The 16,901-nt window shown below is 51.4% G+C and carries 10 protein-coding genes and 1 pseudogene; 5 read left to right on the top strand and 6 right to left on the bottom strand.

The features are described from left to right. Positions 1–12: 12 nt before the first annotated feature. Both FRZ59_RS19860 and FRZ59_RS02345 read right to left on the bottom strand, forming a co-directional pair. Positions 13–1,355, bottom strand: a pseudogene (locus FRZ59_RS19860) (DUF3472 domain-containing protein). 11 nt (positions 1,356–1,366) lie between these two features. Further along, a complete protein-coding gene (locus tag FRZ59_RS02345) occupies positions 1,367–2,209 on the bottom strand; it encodes an O-methyltransferase (RefSeq protein WP_132127475.1) in 843 nt (280 codons plus the stop codon). Positions 2,210–2,268: 59 nt separating this feature from the next. Here FRZ59_RS02345 and FRZ59_RS02350 point away from each other — a divergent pair, with 59 nt between their 5' ends. After that, a complete protein-coding gene (locus FRZ59_RS02350; protein WP_192901604.1) occupies positions 2,269–3,162 on the top strand; it encodes a transglutaminase-like domain-containing protein in 894 nt (297 codons plus the stop codon). On the opposite strand, the gene prfB is transcribed toward FRZ59_RS02350, so the two are convergent. Continuing rightward, a protein-coding gene (gene prfB / locus FRZ59_RS02355) for a peptide chain release factor 2 (protein WP_132127474.1) occupies positions 3,137–4,214 on the bottom strand; the annotation gives its coding sequence in 2 pieces (ribosomal slippage) (positions 3,137–4,153 and positions 4,155–4,214; 1,077 coding nt in all). The genes FRZ59_RS02350 and prfB overlap by 26 nt on opposite strands. On the opposite strand from prfB, the gene FRZ59_RS18585 reads away from it, so the two are divergent. Then, entirely contained in the window at positions 4,158–4,373 is a 216-nt protein-coding gene (locus FRZ59_RS18585) for a hypothetical protein (RefSeq protein ID WP_165922819.1), read from the top strand. The genes prfB and FRZ59_RS18585 overlap by 57 nt on opposite strands. A 37-nt stretch (positions 4,374–4,410) precedes the next feature. On the opposite strand, the gene FRZ59_RS02360 is transcribed toward FRZ59_RS18585, so the two are convergent. Then, positions 4,411–4,776, bottom strand: coding sequence for a YraN family protein (locus tag FRZ59_RS02360; protein ID WP_132127473.1), 366 nt, complete (start codon positions 4,774–4,776; stop codon positions 4,411–4,413). Between the two features lie 126 nt (positions 4,777–4,902). Here FRZ59_RS02360 and lipB point away from each other — a divergent pair, with 126 nt between their 5' ends. The 3 genes from lipB to FRZ59_RS02375 all read left to right on the top strand — a co-directional run bounded on the left by lipB (position 4,903) and on the right by FRZ59_RS02375 (position 13,378). After that, positions 4,903–5,679, top strand: a complete 777-nt coding sequence (lipB, locus tag FRZ59_RS02365) for a lipoyl(octanoyl) transferase LipB (RefSeq protein WP_132127472.1) — start codon at positions 4,903–4,905, stop codon at positions 5,677–5,679. Then, on the top strand, positions 5,672–6,751 hold the full coding sequence (locus FRZ59_RS02370; RefSeq protein WP_158640503.1) for a glutaminyl-peptide cyclotransferase: 1,080 nt from the start codon (positions 5,672–5,674) through the stop codon (positions 6,749–6,751). Before lipB ends, FRZ59_RS02370 begins: the two co-directional genes overlap by 8 nt. 135 nt (positions 6,752–6,886) lie before the next feature. Next, positions 6,887–13,378: an alpha-2-macroglobulin family protein gene (locus FRZ59_RS02375; protein ID WP_132127470.1), complete on the top strand. Its 6,492-nt coding sequence runs from the start codon at positions 6,887–6,889 to the stop codon at positions 13,376–13,378. Positions 13,379–14,195: 817 nt separating this feature from the next. Here the strand turns inward: FRZ59_RS02375 and FRZ59_RS02380 are convergent. Further along, complete coding sequence (locus tag FRZ59_RS02380) at positions 14,196–15,086, bottom strand: DUF3078 domain-containing protein (protein WP_132127469.1); 891 nt, start codon at positions 15,084–15,086, stop codon at positions 14,196–14,198. A gap of 151 nt (positions 15,087–15,237) precedes the next feature. After that, on the bottom strand, positions 15,238–16,866 hold the full coding sequence (groL, locus tag FRZ59_RS02385) for a chaperonin GroEL (RefSeq protein WP_132127468.1): 1,629 nt from the start codon (positions 16,864–16,866) through the stop codon (positions 15,238–15,240). Between the last annotated feature and the right edge of the window lie 35 nt (positions 16,867–16,901).

Raw genomic sequence — 16,901 nt, forward strand, 5'->3', positions numbered from 1 at the left:
TAGCTCCCGGCGTCAGGGCTGGGCATTCCTCAACAAGGCTTCAAGATCCGCTTCAGGCTCTCTTCCTGTTGCCGGTCGTTCATACCAGGTATCAAGCGGCGTATAACCATCGAAAAATCCGCAGTTCCTTAAATAAAAGTGATTGCCGGCAAGGCCTCCCGCATAGTCCATGCGATAACGCATACGGGCGGTATTATCCCCGGTAAGGCGCGCCCGCGTGAGTTCGGTCCAGTTTCCGCCCTTATCCCGGACCCATTGGTTGCCAAACAATACTTCGCGTTTAATATCACCCGTTCCGGGGATAAAATTTTCAAGAAAAGAATGAAAGCGCTTCAACCAGGTGCTGGTTTCCGGCCGCCGGAAACTGGCGATAAGCCGCCATTCCTTTTCTTCGGGTGCGTAAAAAAATGCGGTATAGGTCGTACTTCCCGCGTCGCCGGGCTTCCCGTGCAATAAAAACCTGTACGTGTTCCCTGCCTTCCAGTTATACCTCAGGTAGCTTTGGCCGCCGGAGCCTTCATTGCCGAATTCGCCGGCGTATACATCCTTTCCCTTCTTCAGCAACACAATCCGCTGATCTTCGGGTATGTCTTCGGGGTTATCGGTCTTAAACGGGCTCCAGACGGAAAAGAGGATCCGCCTTTCCCGGGGGAATTTACCTGGAAACCGAAATAGCCTTCCGCGAAGCCGGTGGCCATGAAATAGGATCCCTGCACATCTTCCCCTTCCGGTACGGTCACCTCATTATAAAACCATTCCGCATCAAGCTCCCCGGGAACAGGATAACTCATATGTACGGAAGGCCCTCTTCGCCCCCAGTAAAAAAAATTACCTTCATTGTTTTTGACATACGCAATTTGCCCGTTTACGGCCGTTCCTTCAAGAACAATGCTGCTGACATCGGCAAATACCTCACCTGTCCTGGAAAGCCCTTTCAGCGTGATCGCCAGATAACCTGTATCGCGCAGCCGCCATTCGCCGGCCTGGATAAGAACGGGACCGGAGCCGGCGGCACTGACCTCCTTTCCGCGTCCCTGGACGATGACTTCGAGTTTGCTGCTTCCAGACGGAACGGATAAGTTCAGTCCAATCTTCAGCGAACCTTTCCGGGCAAGCCGGACATACGTGGTAAACGTGGTTTTCCCGTCAGACCACTCCCTGATGCCTTCATTGGTCAGCCTGCCTCCTTCCCGCTCCTCAGGTGATTGCCAGGTATTGCCGCCCAACGGCACAGTAACGGTGTCTGTGGATGGCGGAGCGCCGGCTGCCGGAAAAGCCTCTGCGTAAAATACCCCGCCGCATAGGAACAAGGCCGGCAGTAAATGCTGCCTGACCCTTTTGATGTTGAACTGCATACTTCTGTTAATCAAATCCGTATATTAAAATGTTCTTTCGCCTGCCCTTTCCGGAAGAAAACCAGCCCTATGTGAAAGAGGTCGGCGGTAAGGCTTACCGCGGGATGCTCTCTGATAAGCTCCCAGGCTTCCTCCATGCCTTTCGACCAGTGAATATCGTCAAAAATCACCAGGGAATTCTCATGCAGGGCCGGCAGGCACCATTCAAAATAATTCAGGGTGGCGGCCTTCCGGTGGTTTCCGTCGATAAATAACAGGTCAAGGGAAGGCAGGGTCCCGAGCAGCTGCGGAAGCACTTCGTCAAAATTGCCGGTCAGCGACTCTATCGCGAATTTTTCCGTTGTAACCGCTGATAATCGTTCAAACCCCTCCCTGGCAATGGCAGCTGTTTCTTCGCAGCCTTCGATAGTGATTACACGCGCGTGCGGGAAAGCGCTGGCCAGGTAGGCGGTGGTAATGCCCAGACAGGTCCCCAGTTCCAGTATGGTGGCGGGGCGTCTGTCGCCGGCGGCAGCATGATCGCCGGGATAGCTCCGGCGGAGATCCCGGGCAAGCCGGTAAATAAGCTGAGCCAGCCTGCGTGGTTTCAGCGCCGTAGCTGCCAGGTCGGAAACCTTCTTTTGCTTCCTGTTTCCGTATCGGGAACCGGCCCCCAGATCGGTGAGATTGATGATTCGGTCATCGGCAAGCAGCCGGCGACGCTCCTTTTCAATAAGATCGTAAGCAGGGTAGCGGTTTTTATCGTAAATTACCTCATCGGCCAGCCGGTACATAAAAGGAGAATGCAGTCCGTGACGGGTTTTAGCGGTTATGAAGTGGCGGAGCCAGCCTTTTAGCAGGTATGTATTCAGCATCCTGCAAAGATATTAATTTGACAATTTCAAAATTAATTTGTTAATATTACTGTACGGTGATGATCGATCCAAAAGAAGTGACGGCCCTGGTAAAACTCCTTGACGACCCCGACGAGGAGGTGTACAGGCATGTGGAAGAACGGCTGCTCTATCATGGGTATGAAGTGATGAACTTTCTTGAAAATTCCTGGGAGAAATCCCTCGACCCCGTTCTGCAGGACCGCATTATTAACATCATCCATAAGATCCAGTTCCGGGAAGTAAAAAAGGAACTTAATGAATGGGCCATGAGCGGAGCTTTCGATCTGCTGCAGGGCATACTGATCGTAAACCGGTACCAATACCCCGACCTTGACGAACAAAAGGTCATTAACCAGTTAGAAGATATCAAGCGGGATGTCTGGCTGCACATGAATTATGACATGAGCGCGCTGGAAAAGGTAAAGCTGCTGAATCACGTGATCTTCAAGACACATGGCTTCAGCGGCAATACGGTAAACCACCAGGACCCGCAGAATTCCTACCTGAACCTGGTGCTGGAAAGCAAAAAGGGAAACCAGATCTCGCTGGCACTGATCTATTCCCTGATCGCCCAGAAACTGGATATACCTATTTATGGAGTGAATCTGCCGCAGCATTTCATCCTGGCTTATGTGGACGACCAGGAGCCGGTTCCCCGCGGCTTTGAAAAGCACGACGGCATTTTATTTTATATCAATCCTTTCAACAAGGGTTTTGTATTCAACAAACGGGATGTTGATTATTTCCTGAAGCAGCTGCAGATTGAACCCAGAAAAGAATTTTACCTGCCCTGCTCACACATTGCAATTGTCCAGCGTATTCTTCGCAACCTCATTTCTTCCTACCAGCAGCTGGGCGCCAGGGAAAAAGCCGATGAATTGCGGGAGCTGCTGGAAATCTCCGGGTTTAATACTCCATCAGGTACGCCTTGATGAATTCATTGAGTTCCCCGTCCATTACGCCCTGAACATTCGACGTTTCCACGCCCGTACGCAAGTCTTTCACCAGCTTGTAGGGGTGAAATACATAATTGCGTATCTGCGAGCCCCATTCGATCTTCTTTTTGGTTCCCTCTACAGCAGCCTTTGCCTCATTACGCTTTCTCAGTTCCATTTCGTACAACTGGGATTTCAGCATCTTCAGGGCCTTTTCCTTATTCTGCAGCTGAGAACGTTCCTGCTGGCATTCGATAATGATCCCGGAGGGCGCATGGTGAAGCCGTACGGCGGTTTCCACCTTATTCACATTCTGCCCGCCTTTACCGCCTGCACGAAACGTATCCCAGGAAACATCCGCCGGGTTGATCTCAATACTGATCGTGTCATCCACCAGAGGATAGACATATACGGAAGCGAAAGAAGTATGTCGCCGGGCATTTGAGTCAAAGGGCGAAATGCGCACCAGGCGGTGAACTCCGTTCTCCCCCTTGAGATAACCGTAGGTGAAATCTCCGACGAATTCGAGCGTACAGGATTTAATGCCGGCAACTTCACCGTCAACCCGGTCTATCTCATTTACCTTATAACCTTCCTTTTCTCCCCACATGATATACATGCGCATAAGCATTTCCGCCCAGTCGCAACTTTCGGTACCGCCTGCTCCCGCGTTAATAGTAAGCACCGCGTCAAGCTGGTCTTCCTCCCCGCTCAGCATATTCCTGAACTCCAGGTCTTCGATCAGCCGGATGCTGCGGTGGTACTGCTCCTGCATTTCGGCCTCGGAAGCTTCGTCCTCACGGTAAAATTCATACATCACATAGGCATCCTCCGCAGAAGCGCTTACCTTTTCAAAAGCATCTGTCCATAGCTTGATGGACTTGATCTGGCCCATCACCTTCTCCGCCTCTTTCGGGGCATCCCAGAAGCCGGATACCAGCGTTTGCTCCTGCAGGGCTTTTAGTTCGCTAATCCTCGCATCATAGTCAAAGATGCCTCCTCAGGGACGCTATTCTGTCCCTCATGTCTTTGATCTGTTCATTTGTCATGGCAGCAAAGATCGTATTTTGATCCGGAATAGCAAGCAACAGGAATGGCAGGTTATAGCTTCAGGCTATAAGGTACAAACATCCCGGCTTCAGGCAATCTATTGGATCGTTTCAATCGGGGTACTCCAGTTCCTGGCTTCTTACCTGCTGAGAGGTTAACGTGCTGAGAGGCTAACAATCACAGCCGGAACAGCCGTTACAGCCCCGGAAAAAAGGCATCCTCAATATGGAATAATTCATAGGAGCCGTCTTCGCGAAAAGTAATGGCAATGATGTCAAAGCGGATCTCATCTTCAAAGTTCTTCAGCTGCATATAGGCCAGGGAGGCGCGCTGAAGGTATTTTTGTTTACGCCAATCAACCGCTTCCTCCGGCAGTCCGTACATATTGCCGAACCGGGTTTTAACTTCGGTGAATACCAGCACCCCCTCCCTAAGTGCGATAAGATCTATCTCCGTTTGTTTGAAACGCCAGTTCTTCTCCAGGATCCGGTAGCCTTTTTCTTCAAGATAGCTGCAGGCGACGGCTTCGCCCTTTTTACCCAGCTCATTATGGGTTGCCACAATTTGACTATTTTTGTGTTATTATTTTACTCCGCCGCTCCGGCAAGCGCTCCGGGCGCCGCACTACTCCGCCGCCCCGGTGACGGCAGCCGCGAAGGCGGAAAGTAATAAAGATAATTAAACCGGATGAAAGAAGTCATATTTGAAGATTGGGGGCTTGTCGATTACCAGGAAGCCTGGAACCGGCAGGAGGCGCTGTTTAATGAAACCGTGCGGATCAAGACAGAGAACCGCCAGCGGGAAAGCCGGGATATCGCAGGGACAAGCGTTCCTGCCGCCGGAAAAGCGCATGCCAGCCCACTTTCCCCGACCTCCAATTACTTGATTTTCTGCGAACACCCGCATGTATTTACCCTTGGCAAAAGCGGGAAGGTGGACCACCTGCTCCTGGACGAAGAAGCCCTGGGAAAGGTGAATGCTTCTTTTTACAAAATAAACCGCGGGGGCGATATTACTTATCACGGCCCCGGCCAGATCGTGGGCTACCCCATTCTTGACCTGGATCATTTCTTTACCGATATCCATCGATACCTCCGCACCCTGGAAGAAGCAGTGATCCTTACCCTGAAGGAATACGGGGTTGATGCAGGGCGTATCCAGGGACTGACAGGCGTATGGCTGGACCCGGACCGGCCGGAAAAGTCCCGTAAGATCTGCGCCCTCGGCGTCAGGTGCAGCCGCTGGGTAAGCATGCACGGCTTCGCTTTTAATGTGAATGTGGATACCGGCTATTTTAACCACATTGTTCCCTGCGGGATCGACGATAAAAAGGTGACTTCCCTCCATCTTGAATTGGGGAAAAGCCTTGATGTCCGCGAAACCAAGGAAATACTTAAAGGTAAGATCGCCGGGTTATTTGATATGTCTCTTATCCGCAACGCCAACTTGCCCGCTCATGCCTAAGTTTTACCTTTTCTATTTAATCCCCTTTATTGTGCTGGTCTGTACAGCCAATTCCTGCCAGACGCAGAACGGCAGCACCTGGTTCGCGATCAGGGACCGGGAGAACCGGAGCGTTTTCCGGCTGAATGATACCCTTCACCTGGAAATCAGCGGTTCCAAAGCCGGAAGAATTGCCGATTCGGCAGAATGGATGATTAACGGCGAAGCCATAGGTAAGGGGCTGCACCTGGACCTGCCGGCCCTGGAGATGGGACTGGGAGGAAAAAAGATAACAACACGGGTCTGGCAGGAAGAAAAGGAGTTTGAGACGACTGCAGAAGTGGTGATCCTTTCCGATATTGAACCTGCTGCCCTCGCCTATGAGGTGATCAACACGTACCCGCACGATACAACCGCCTATACACAAGGGCTGTTTTACAAGGACGGGCATCTTTACGAAAGCACCGGGAGAAAAGGTGAAAGCACGTTGCGTTTAACTACCATTAACGGGAAGGTACTCCGGCAGGCAACGCTGCCGGACGATATCTTCGGGGAGGGCGCCTGCCTGCTGGAGGATAAGATCTATCAACTTAGCTGGAAAGATAAAAGAGGATTTATCTATAATATGAACCTGGAAAAAACCGGGGAGTTTGCTTATCCCGAACCTTTTGATGGCTGGGGCCTCAGTACTGACGGCCGTTACCTGATACTGAGCGATGGCAGCCACCTCATCCGTTTCCTGGACCCGCGGGATTCCATGAAAGTGGTCCGGACCATAGAAGTTTTTGACGATGAGCATCCTGTCAAGTTGCTGAATGAACTGGAATATGTAAACGGCATTCTCTATGCCAATGTCTATACCAAGGATTATATCGTGGGTATTGACCCCGCCAGCGGCAAAGTACTTCTGGAAATTGACCTTGCCGGCCTGCTCCCTGATAAGGCCCATTACAAAGGTTTTGACAAGTACAATTACGTGCTGAACGGCATTGCCCATGATCCTTCCAGCGGCCATTTCTACCTTGCGGGAAAAAAGTGGCCCTTATTGTTTGAAGTACGGTTTTCAAAAGCCGGCGCCATGGCCGGGCGCTAGTGCCCGTTTAGTAATTTTATTCCGGAGAGCGTATAAGCGGCAATCGCGGGAAGTACGCGTAGTGACGCCAATGGTCGTAAAAAAGTTTATGGAATATTTTGCTAATTTCAGTCTTAAGGAAAAGAAGTCCGGATTATGAAAAGAAAACCTTTACTCTTTAGGCTGCTGTTATTTTTTTTCTGCCTGGCTTGCCTGTTGCCCTTTGCCGCCAGGAGCCAACAAAGAAGTTTTGACTATAAGGAAGCCTGGGATAAAGCGGATTCCCTGGCACTGGAGGGGCTTCCCCGCTCGGCGCTGGAGGTGGTTGAAGAAATTTATTCCCGCGCCCGGACGGAAAAAGACCCCGCTATGCAGATAAAGACGGTGATCCACCGCATGCTTTTCCAGTCATATACCGAAGAAGAATCATTTGCAAAAATTATCAGCGAACTTCAGGCGGACATCAGGGCGGCAGAATTTCCCGTAAAACAAGTCCTGCATTCCCTGCTGGCAGATACCTATTGGAACTATTACCAGCAAAACCGTTACCAGCTGCACCAGCGAAGTACGGTGGCCGACACGGCTGTTAACGATTTCCGGAACTGGGATTATGAGCGCCTGCTCACTGGGGTGATCCGCCATTACGGCCTGTCTTTGGAAAATCCTGAAAAGCAGCAGGAAACCAATGTATCCATTTTGTCCGGGGTTCTTGAAGGGGATACTTCCAGCCGGTTTCTCCGGCCAAGCCTGTATGATTTCCTGGCCCAACGTGCGCTGGACATGTATATCCGGGAAGAAAGCAGCCTGGCTCCCCGTCCTTCCGAAGAATATCTTTTTGAAGATCCGAAGCTCTTTTCGGACGCCGAAGCATTTGCCCGGATGCCGCTGATGCAGGCCGACTCCCTGTCGCTGCTGGCAAAAGGCCTCGCACTCTTTCAGGAACTCACGCAATTTCATCTGCATGATCAGGATGCTTCCGCCCTGATTGATCTGGACCTGAAACGCCTTGAATTTATCCACAGGAAATCAAAGCTGCCCCATAAGGACAGCCTTTATACACTGGCGCTTCACAGAATCATGGATAATCAACGGGACCTTCCTGTTTCAGCGGAAGCAGCCTATGCCCTTGCAAATTTTTATTATAACCAATCGCAGCTTTCGGTCCATATTATCTATGTAAATGGACAAAGGCGGCCTGTTATTAACGATGGCAAGGACCATCCGCTGGCAAGAAGGAAAGCACACGATATTTGCGTGAAAGCGATCGCTCAATATCCCGGCAGCCGGGGCGCACGAAATTGCCAGGCCCTGCTTGACAAAATAGAGAAGCAGGAACTGGATATTAAGGCCGAAGATGTGAACCTTCCCGGGGAGCCCTTCCGCCTGCTGATCACGTACAGGAATTTGCCCGACGTCTATCTGCGGGTCGTCAAACTATGGGAAGATGAAGCGGACTCCGTGGCCATGTTTACCCGTAATAGCTATCAATTCCAGGACAGGGCTGAAAACTTATTGCTTTCCAAATCGCCTCTGCTTCAATACACCCATGCTCTTCCGGCATCCGGGGATTTTAATATGCACAGCGCCGAAGTCAAAATAGATGCCCTGCCGGCGGGGAATTATGCGGTTCTGGCGTCAGAACATGAGAATTTCGAGACAGACTCCGCAGCGCTCTCCTTTACGCTCGTGGAGGTTTCAGGAATCGGCTTCTTTAGCAGGAACAGGAACCCGGATCAGGAGCAGGAAGTGTTCGTGACCGATCGCAAAACGGGGAAGCCACTGGCAGGTGTCAGGGCCGTGGCCTACCAGCAGAACTTTCAGGATCGCAGGCCCGGAGAGCGAGTGATAAACAAACAAGTGCGAAGCGATAATGAGGGTAGAATGCTGCTGGACCTTCCCAGGAAACACCAATACAGAGTACTGCTGACCAATGAGAAGGATACCCTCACGGCCATGCAGCACCTTTGGGTAAGAGGGCGCTTGAATACATCTCCCGTATCCAGGCAACAAGAGCGAACGGTTTTTTTTACCGACCGGAGCATTTACCGGCCGGGGCAGACGGTACATTTCAAGGGATTAATGTTGCTTTCCGGGTTACTTTCCGATGCAAAAACCAAAATATGGCCTCATAAACGAACAGAAGTGTGGTTTTCAGACGCCAACGGGGAAGAGATATCTGCCATTGAATTGATGAGCAATGAATTCGGGACATTCAGCGGCACTTTCCTCATACCGGAAAACGGCCTGCCCGGGAAAATGACCATCGGAAACGACTACGGGCGGGTCAGCATCGAAGTAGCGGAATATAAGCGTCCTACCTTCGCGGTGGAGTTTGATGCTGTCGGCGAAATTTACCGGCTGAATGATTCCGTCAGGATCAGCGGCAAGGCCGAAAGCTTTTCCGGTTTTTCCATTGACAAGGCCGAAGTCCGCTATACCGTTACCCGGGCGGGAAACGCCGCCTTATATCAGGGCAAACATTGGCGTAGCTACATTTATCCGCCGGCCGATCCCCTGCCCATTACACATGGCATTGCGAAAACCGATGAAGAAGGAAAATTCAGCCTGTCCTTCAAAGCCGAAGCCAGCGACACCAGCCAGGTATATTCCTACCAGGTCACGGCTCATATCACCGATATGAACGGCGAAACCCGCAGCAGAAGCATCTCTGTGAATGTTGGAAATAAAAACCTGCTGGTCACCGCCACTATTGCCCCGAATATTTCCTCAGAACAGGACGCCCGGTACCAGGTTAGTTCGAAGAACCTCAACGGCGAAGCACAGGAATCAGACATCAGCCTGAAAATATATGCCCTGAAAGCCCCGGAACACCCCCTCAGGGAACGTTTGTGGGATGCACCCGATCAGTTCATTATGAGCAGGGAAGAATTCAAACGTTCCTTTCCCCATGATATTTATAAGGATGAAGGCGATTTCCATAACTGGGAACGGGAAAATAAATGCCTGGAGCTGGACTTCCATACTGACAGCGTGGAAACCTTCGATCTTGCCGGACTGGAAGAATACGCATCCGGGTACTACCTGGCCGAAATTCATGCGACAGCAGCGTCAGGCGAAACAGCCGCTCAGCGGTATTTTTTCCACTTTCAGCAGGAAGAACCAGGAGTTCCGCAAACTGTTTCGAACTATATTAATGTACTTAAAAATGCAGGCGAATCCGGCGAATCGGCGGCATTCCTTGCCGGCACAGGCAATCAGCCCTCTTATATTCTGTATGAAGTAATTTCTGACAGCAGGATATCGGAGCAGCGTTGGATCAGCGCGGGGAAAGATCAGCGTGAAATACTCTTTCCGCTTGACAGCACGCTTACTCCCAACCTGGCCGTCCAGTTTACGATGGTGCATCAAAACCGCATTTACCGGACGATGTCTCCCATTGTAATTGAAAAAAATAATGCGAACCTGGAAATAGAGATGCTGAGCTTCAGGGACAAGCTCCGCCCCGGGGAAAAAGAAACCTGGACAATTAAAATAAGCACGCCGGAAAATGAACAAGCAGCGGCAGAGATGGCCGCCACGCTATACGATGCCTCACTGGATGCGATCCTGCCGCATTCCTGGCCACCTGAAAGAATAATTTCCCCGCCAGGCGTTACTTACTATTCCTTTTCCTGGGAAACGGCCGGATTCCTGAATGAAAGCCGGCATATAGTACTGAGAACGTTCAAAGAAAGGATTACAGAAGAATTAAATCTCCGGTCCTATGAAACGCTTCAGCTGTTCGGCTATTCCTACTATGGAGGCTATAACCGGTCCTACCGCGATTATTTGCAGCGTATCAAGGAACAGCGGCGTTTTGAGATGGAACTGGAGGGCTGGGAAGCGGCTTTTCAACGTCAAAGTAAATCGATGGCTGAAGGGATCATCGTAAGCGGAACATTAAAAGACGAATCGGGGAATCCCCTGCCCGGGGTAAGCATTCAGGTCGGGGGAAACCCGCTGGGCCTGACGAGCAACAGCCGGGGCGAATATAAGATCAAAGTGCCGGCTAAGGGAGTACTTGTGTTTACCGCCCTCGGGTTCAAAAGCAAGGAAATAAAAGTAAACGGGCGGAAGCGGATTGATGTCCTGCTGGAGTCCGATCATACGGCCCTGGATGAAGTCGTGGTGGTGGGTTACGGTGGGCAGAAAAAAAGCTCCGTGTCGGGGGCTGTGGCCGAGGCTGCCTCCAATGTGATGATAAGAGGATCGGCAGCTCCTCCTGAAGAGTTGCAGGAAGGCGCGGAGGCGGATGGGAACCCGGAAGCCGCTGCCAGCCCCGGGGCGGGGCTGCAAGATATCCTTCCCCGTAAAAATTTCAATGAAACAGCTTTCTTCTATCCTCAGCTCCGAACCGATGAGGAGGGAAAGATCAGCATCGAATTCACTATGCCCGAATCCATCACCCGCTGGAAAATGCTGGGCTTTGCCCATACCAAAGATCTCCGGTTCGCGGGAATCGAGAAAGAGCTGATTACAAGCAAAGAAGTATCGGTTAGCGCCAACGCGCCCCGCTTTCTCAGGGCCGGAGACCGCTTCGCCTTTACCGCAAAGGTCGTAAACCTCACCGGAGAGTCCCTGCAGGGGTCGGCGAGGCTTGAGCTGCTGGACGCCCTGACCCTGCAGCCCGTGGATTCGCTGCTGCTGAGGGAGGTTTCTTCGCAGCAATTCAGCATGGCTCCGTTTTCCAGCGAAACGCTAAGCTGGGAGATAGATGTACCGGAGGAACTTCAGGCCATCACTTACCGGGTGTTTGCCAGCGCCGGAAACCATAGCGATGGGGAAGAGAATACGCTTCCGGTACTTCCCAATCGTGTATTAATCACGGAAACCCTGCCCATGCAGGTGGAAGCAGGCGAAACCCGTGATTTCTCCATTAACGCCTTTGCAGGAAGGAAGCTGCGCGAAGCCCGCCCCTACCGGCTGACACTTGAGTACAGCGCCAACCCCGCATGGTATGCCGTACAAGCCCTGCCTTACCTGATGGAATACCCTTATGAATGCGCCGAGCAATTATTCAGCCGCTATTTCGCCAATAGCCTGGCCACGACCATTATGAACAGCTCCCCGCGCATAAAGGCCATTTTTACGCAATGGAAGAATACGGATTCGGACGAACTGCTGCCGGAACTTGAGAAAAACCAGGAGCTAAAATCTGCCCTGCTCCAAGAAACACCCTGGGTAATGCAAAGCAACAAGGATTCGGAGCGAAAAAAGCGGCTGGCCTTGCTCTTCGACCTGAATAAAATGCAGCGGCAGAACGCAGCGGTAATGCAGAAACTATCCGCCATGCAATTACCTGACGGGTCTTTTCCCTGGTTTGCCGGCATGCGGGGAAACCGCTTTATTACGCAACATATCCTTGCCGGTATCGGGCAGCTCAGGAAGCTGAATGCCCTGCCTTCTGACCCCGGTGAAAGAGGAGGGATGGTTAAACGTGCCCTGCGCTTTGCCGACCATGAACTGGCGGAGGACTACAGGAAACTCGCTGCCCGGGAGGACCTGCTCCCGGAACACCTGAGCGCCTTCACTATCCATTTTCTTTATATGCGCAGCTTCTTCCCTGAAATCAGGCCGGATACCGCCGCGCAAAAAGCCATTGATTTTTACCTGGGCCAGGCCGAAGAATTCTGGACCGGCAGACCGGTGTACCAGCAGGGCATGATTGCTTTGGTACTCGAAAGAAACGGAAGAACGGACGCGGCGGAGAAAATAATACGTTCACTGAACGAAAGGGCGCAGCACTCGGAAGACAAGGGCATGTACTGGAGCAGCAACCGGCGCGGATATTTCTGGCATGAAGCACCGATCGAGACCCAGGCCCTCCTGATTGAAGCCTTCACGGAAGTGCGCGGAGAACCCGGGACTTCACCAACCAAGGAGGTGGAAGAAATGAAAAAATGGCTGCTCCTGAATAAACAAACAAATAACTGGGAAAGCACAAAGGCTACCGTCGCGGCCTGTTATGCACTATTGTTGCGCGGCTCCGACTGGCTCGGTTCTGCTGAACAGGCGGGAATAAGCCTTGGCGGAAAAAGCCTCGCAGCGCTGAAGCCGGGCCTTAAACAGGAAGCCGGAACAGGCTATTTAAAAACTTCCTGGGAAGCCTCCGAAATAAACGGGGCCATGGAAAGCATCCGGATCAGCAACCCGGGAGAAGTGGTCTCCTGGGGAGCGCTTTACTGGCAATATTTTGCGAAGCCCGAAAGCGTGCCGGCATCCGGTGAAGAATTAGAAATCCATAAAACCCTCTATAAGGAAACCATGACGGAATCCGGCCCCCTGCTGGTCCCACTTAACGAAAACCAGGTACTGAGCCGCGGGGATCTGGTAAAAGTCCGCATGGAGCTTAAAGCCAGCCGCGATTATGAGTATGTTCATTTGAAAGACCTGCGCGCAGCCGCTTTTGAACCTGTGGACATACTGGCGCGCTACCATTACCAGGACGGACTGGGGTATTACCAGGCCACCAAAGACGCCTCCACTAATTTCTTTATCAGTCATTTGCCCAAGGGCAGGTATGTCCTGGAATACAGCCTGCGGGTAACGCATTCGGGAACCTTCTCAAATGGCTTTGCCCGGGTTCAATGCATGTATGCGCCGGAGTTTTCGGCGCGCTCGCAAGGGGGAAGGGTTCGTATCGAATAGGTGGATCAAGTCGCGGGGATCAAGTCGTAAAGATCAAGTCGCGGGGATCAGGTATAGAGTTGAGAGGCGCGTGGGCCTTCACGCCTGCGTGCTGGTTTGATTGCCCGGACTCGCTCAGGCGATTCTCCGTTCCGGAGAATCAACATCGCTCGCTGCGGGCAATCAAAGCCTTGCACGCGGGCCTTCCCGCAATCATTCAAAGAGTAACAACAATACCGGCCAGGCTCGCCGCGGACAACGTACATTCCGCGGGATGGCCGGCCTTGCTATTTGGTACGCGCTATTAATTACTCTTTCCGCTTACGGTCCGTGTTTTATTCAAGGGGAAGAATACCGTTGGGGCTGCTGCTTTGGTCGCGGTTAGAGATTTTCTGCGAGTGGAAGTACAAGGTGCCGGAAATACATCCTCCGGTCAAGAGACAGGGAAATGGATCAAAGAAGGTTGCGGGGCAGGACACATGACTTTGATTGCGAGATGGTCGCATGGCATGTGATTCCGGGAGGGCAGCATGCAAGGCTTTGATTACGGGGTGATCGCGTAGCATTGATTGCGGGAGGGCAGCGTGCAAGGCTTTAATCGCGAGGTGGTCGCGTGGCATTGATTGCGGGAGGGCAGCGTGCAAGGCTTTGATTGCCCGGAAAGAGCGATGTTGATTCTTGCGCGGCGGCGCAAGAATCGCCTGAGCGATTCCGGGTAATCAAACCAGCACGCGGTGCGCAGGCAATTCCGGCCAATCAAACCTGCACACGCGCAGGCAATTCCGGCCAATCAAACCTGTACGCGCGCGAAGCCTCGCGACAGCCCCCTGCAACTAAATTACTTCGGAAACTTGAACGTAAACCCGGCGCCGAAAAGTTGCTTGAACTGCAAGTGAGGCCCGAATTCGGTATTGTCCGCCGCATCCGACAAAGGCAGCAATACATCATCGTCGTAAATCAGCTGAAGCCCGAAGTAAGTAGTCAGGTAATCGTTGATCTTCATATTCAGGTTCAGTTGATTGTCAATATCCACATTTCCGGGATTTTCGAGGTAATTCGAAAACAGCACCAGCTTATTTTCCAGTGTAACGTTTTTAACAACGTCGAACTTAAGGTAAGCCATCGCGTTGGCTCCGAACTGGTAATTCAGGGTTTGACCTGTGTCCACTCCGAAAGCGCCCTGGGAAGCGAGGAAATCATCCGTTACTACGATCAGTTTGGAAGCCGCGGGGGAAATATTGAAATAGAAATTATTGGAACGCTTGTAACCTACACCGGGGCCAAATTGAATAAATGCCGGCGCAAAGGGTTTTGAGATCAGGGTCCGGCTGCCGTCATCAGCGTAATTATAACCGGGAGCAAACTGGCTCTGAAAATCCAGGAAGAAAGAATACAGCCAGTATTCGCTGAACTGATGGCCCAGAAAGGAGTTGATGCTCAGAATGTCTTCGCTTTTTCTCCAGCCAAATTCATCAATATTGCTAATGCCGTACCCGGCTTTGGCTTTCGTATCCCAGTTCCATTTGCCCTTTTTATAATTGAAATTATAATCAAAAAGCGCATTCAGGGCCAGTGAATTCTGGCCGCCTGCAGACCAATGGGAAAATGACGCCTGGTTAAACAACAAATTATGCACGCCGCTTACCTTCCAGGAAGTATCTGCTTCCTGTGCAAAGGAAAGATTAATTAAGAACGAAAAGAATACAAAAGGGAATAGTGCTTTTTTCATCGAATGATTATTATTTTTTACAATAGCTGCAATAACTCATCGGCAAATATACCATCTCATATGTAAAAAAGAAGATCCCCCTGCCGTATTTCAGACAGGGGGATCTTTTAGCTTTGTTAATGTTAAGCTTCAGGCGCTAACACCTAAGGGCTTACATCATGCCGCCCATACCGGGAGCGGGAGCAGCAGGAGCCTTGTCGTCTTCGGGCTCGTCTGCCAGTACGCATTCGGTAGTAAGCAGCATGGACGAAATGGAAGCAGCGTTTTCGAGCGCTACGCGAACCACTTTTTTCGGGTCAATTACACCAGCTGAGATAAGGTTTTCATACTTGTCTTCGCGGGCGTTGTAACCGAAATCGTCCGTACCTTCTTTCACGCGCTGTACCACTACAGAACCTTCTCCGCCTGCGTTTTCAACGATCTGGCGTAAGGGCTCTTCAATAGCACGCTTAATGAGATTGATACCGGTATTCTCATCCTCGTTAGCTCCTTTGAGATCATTCAGGGCAGCGATAGCACGGATATAAGCAACACCGCCGCCGGCTACGATACCTTCTTCTACTGCAGCACGGGTAGCATGCAGGGCGTCGTCCACGCGGTCTTTCTTTTCTTTCATTTCCACTTCGGTGGCTGCGCCAACATAAAGTACGGCTACACCGCCTGCCAACTTGGCAAGACGTTCCTGCAGCTTTTCCTTATCGTAATCGGAAGTGGTGGTTTCAATCTGGGCTTTGATCTGGCTAACCCGGGCTTTGATGTCTTCGGATTTGCCGGCGCCGTTAATGATCGTCGTATTGTCTTTGTCAACCGTGATCTTTTCAGCCTTACCAAGGTAAGAAAGATCAGCGTTTTCAAGCTTAAAGCCTCTTTCTTCAGAGATCACAGTACCGCCGGTAAGAATAGCGATATCTTCCAGCATGGCCTTGCGGCGGTCGCCGAAACCGGGGGCCTTTACGGCAGCGATCTTCAGTGAGCCGCGCAGTTTGTTTACTACCAGGGTAGCAAGCGCTTCGCCGTCAACGTCTTCTGCAATGATGAGCAGGGGGTTGCCGGTTTGAACTTGTTTTTCAAGCACCGGAAGCAGTTCCTTCATGGTAGAGATCTTCTTGTCGTAGATCAGTACATGAGGGCTCTCCAGGTCGGCCTCCATTTTATCGGCATTGGTGACAAAGTAAGGAGAAAGGTAACCGCGGTCAAACTGCATACCTTCTACTACTTCTACGTAGGTATCAGTACCTTTTGCTTCTTCAACGGTGATCACACCTTCTTTCTTCACCTTGTTCATTGCCTGCGCAATGAGTTCGCCAATCACCTCGTCATTATTGGCAGAGATGGAAGCAACCTGCTTGATCTTATTGTTATCGTCGCCAACTTCCGTAGTCTGCTGGTCGAGGTGTGCAACCACCGCTTTAACAGCCTTGTCAACGCCACGCTTCAGATCCATGGGATTAGCGCCGGCCGCAACATTCTTCAGTCCGCCGGTGATGATGGCCTGGGCAAGCAGGGTAGCGGTAGTGGTACCGTCGCCGGCAACATCCGCTGTTTTGGAAGCCACTTCCTTTACCATCTGGGCGCCCATGTTCTCAAGTCCGTCCCGGAGATCGATTTCTTTTGCAACCGATACACCGTCCTTGGTAATCATCGGTGCGCCGAATTTCTTGTCAATAATTACGTTACGCCCTTTAGGTCCCAGCGTAACCTTTACTGCATTTGCAAGTATATCCACGCCTCTTTTAAGAGCATCGCGGGCTTCAACATTGTATTTTACCTGTTTAGCCATGATTGTTTTTGTGTTTGAATTTTTGGAAATGAAAT

The organism is Anseongella ginsenosidimutans (assembly GCF_008033235.1).
Classification (GTDB): Bacteria; Bacteroidota; Bacteroidia; order Sphingobacteriales; family Sphingobacteriaceae; genus Anseongella; species Anseongella ginsenosidimutans.

Coding starts and splice junctions, on each gene's coding strand:
- FRZ59_RS02380 (WP_132127469.1), bottom strand. CDS start 15,086: ATGAAAAAAGCACTATTCCCTTTTGTATTCTTTTCGTTCTTAATTAAT.
- FRZ59_RS02370 (WP_158640503.1), top strand. CDS start 5,672: ATGCCTAAGTTTTACCTTTTCTATTTAATCCCCTTTATTGTGCTGGTC.
- FRZ59_RS02350 (WP_192901604.1), top strand. CDS start 2,269: ATGATCGATCCAAAAGAAGTGACGGCCCTGGTAAAACTCCTTGACGAC.
- lipB (WP_132127472.1), top strand. CDS start 4,903: ATGAAAGAAGTCATATTTGAAGATTGGGGGCTTGTCGATTACCAGGAA.
- FRZ59_RS02375 (WP_132127470.1), top strand. CDS start 6,887: ATGAAAAGAAAACCTTTACTCTTTAGGCTGCTGTTATTTTTTTTCTGC.
- FRZ59_RS18585 (WP_165922819.1), top strand. CDS start 4,158: ATGCCTCCTCAGGGACGCTATTCTGTCCCTCATGTCTTTGATCTGTTC.
- groL (WP_132127468.1), bottom strand. CDS start 16,866: ATGGCTAAACAGGTAAAATACAATGTTGAAGCCCGCGATGCTCTTAAA.
- FRZ59_RS02345 (WP_132127475.1), bottom strand. CDS start 2,209: ATGCTGAATACATACCTGCTAAAAGGCTGGCTCCGCCACTTCATAACC.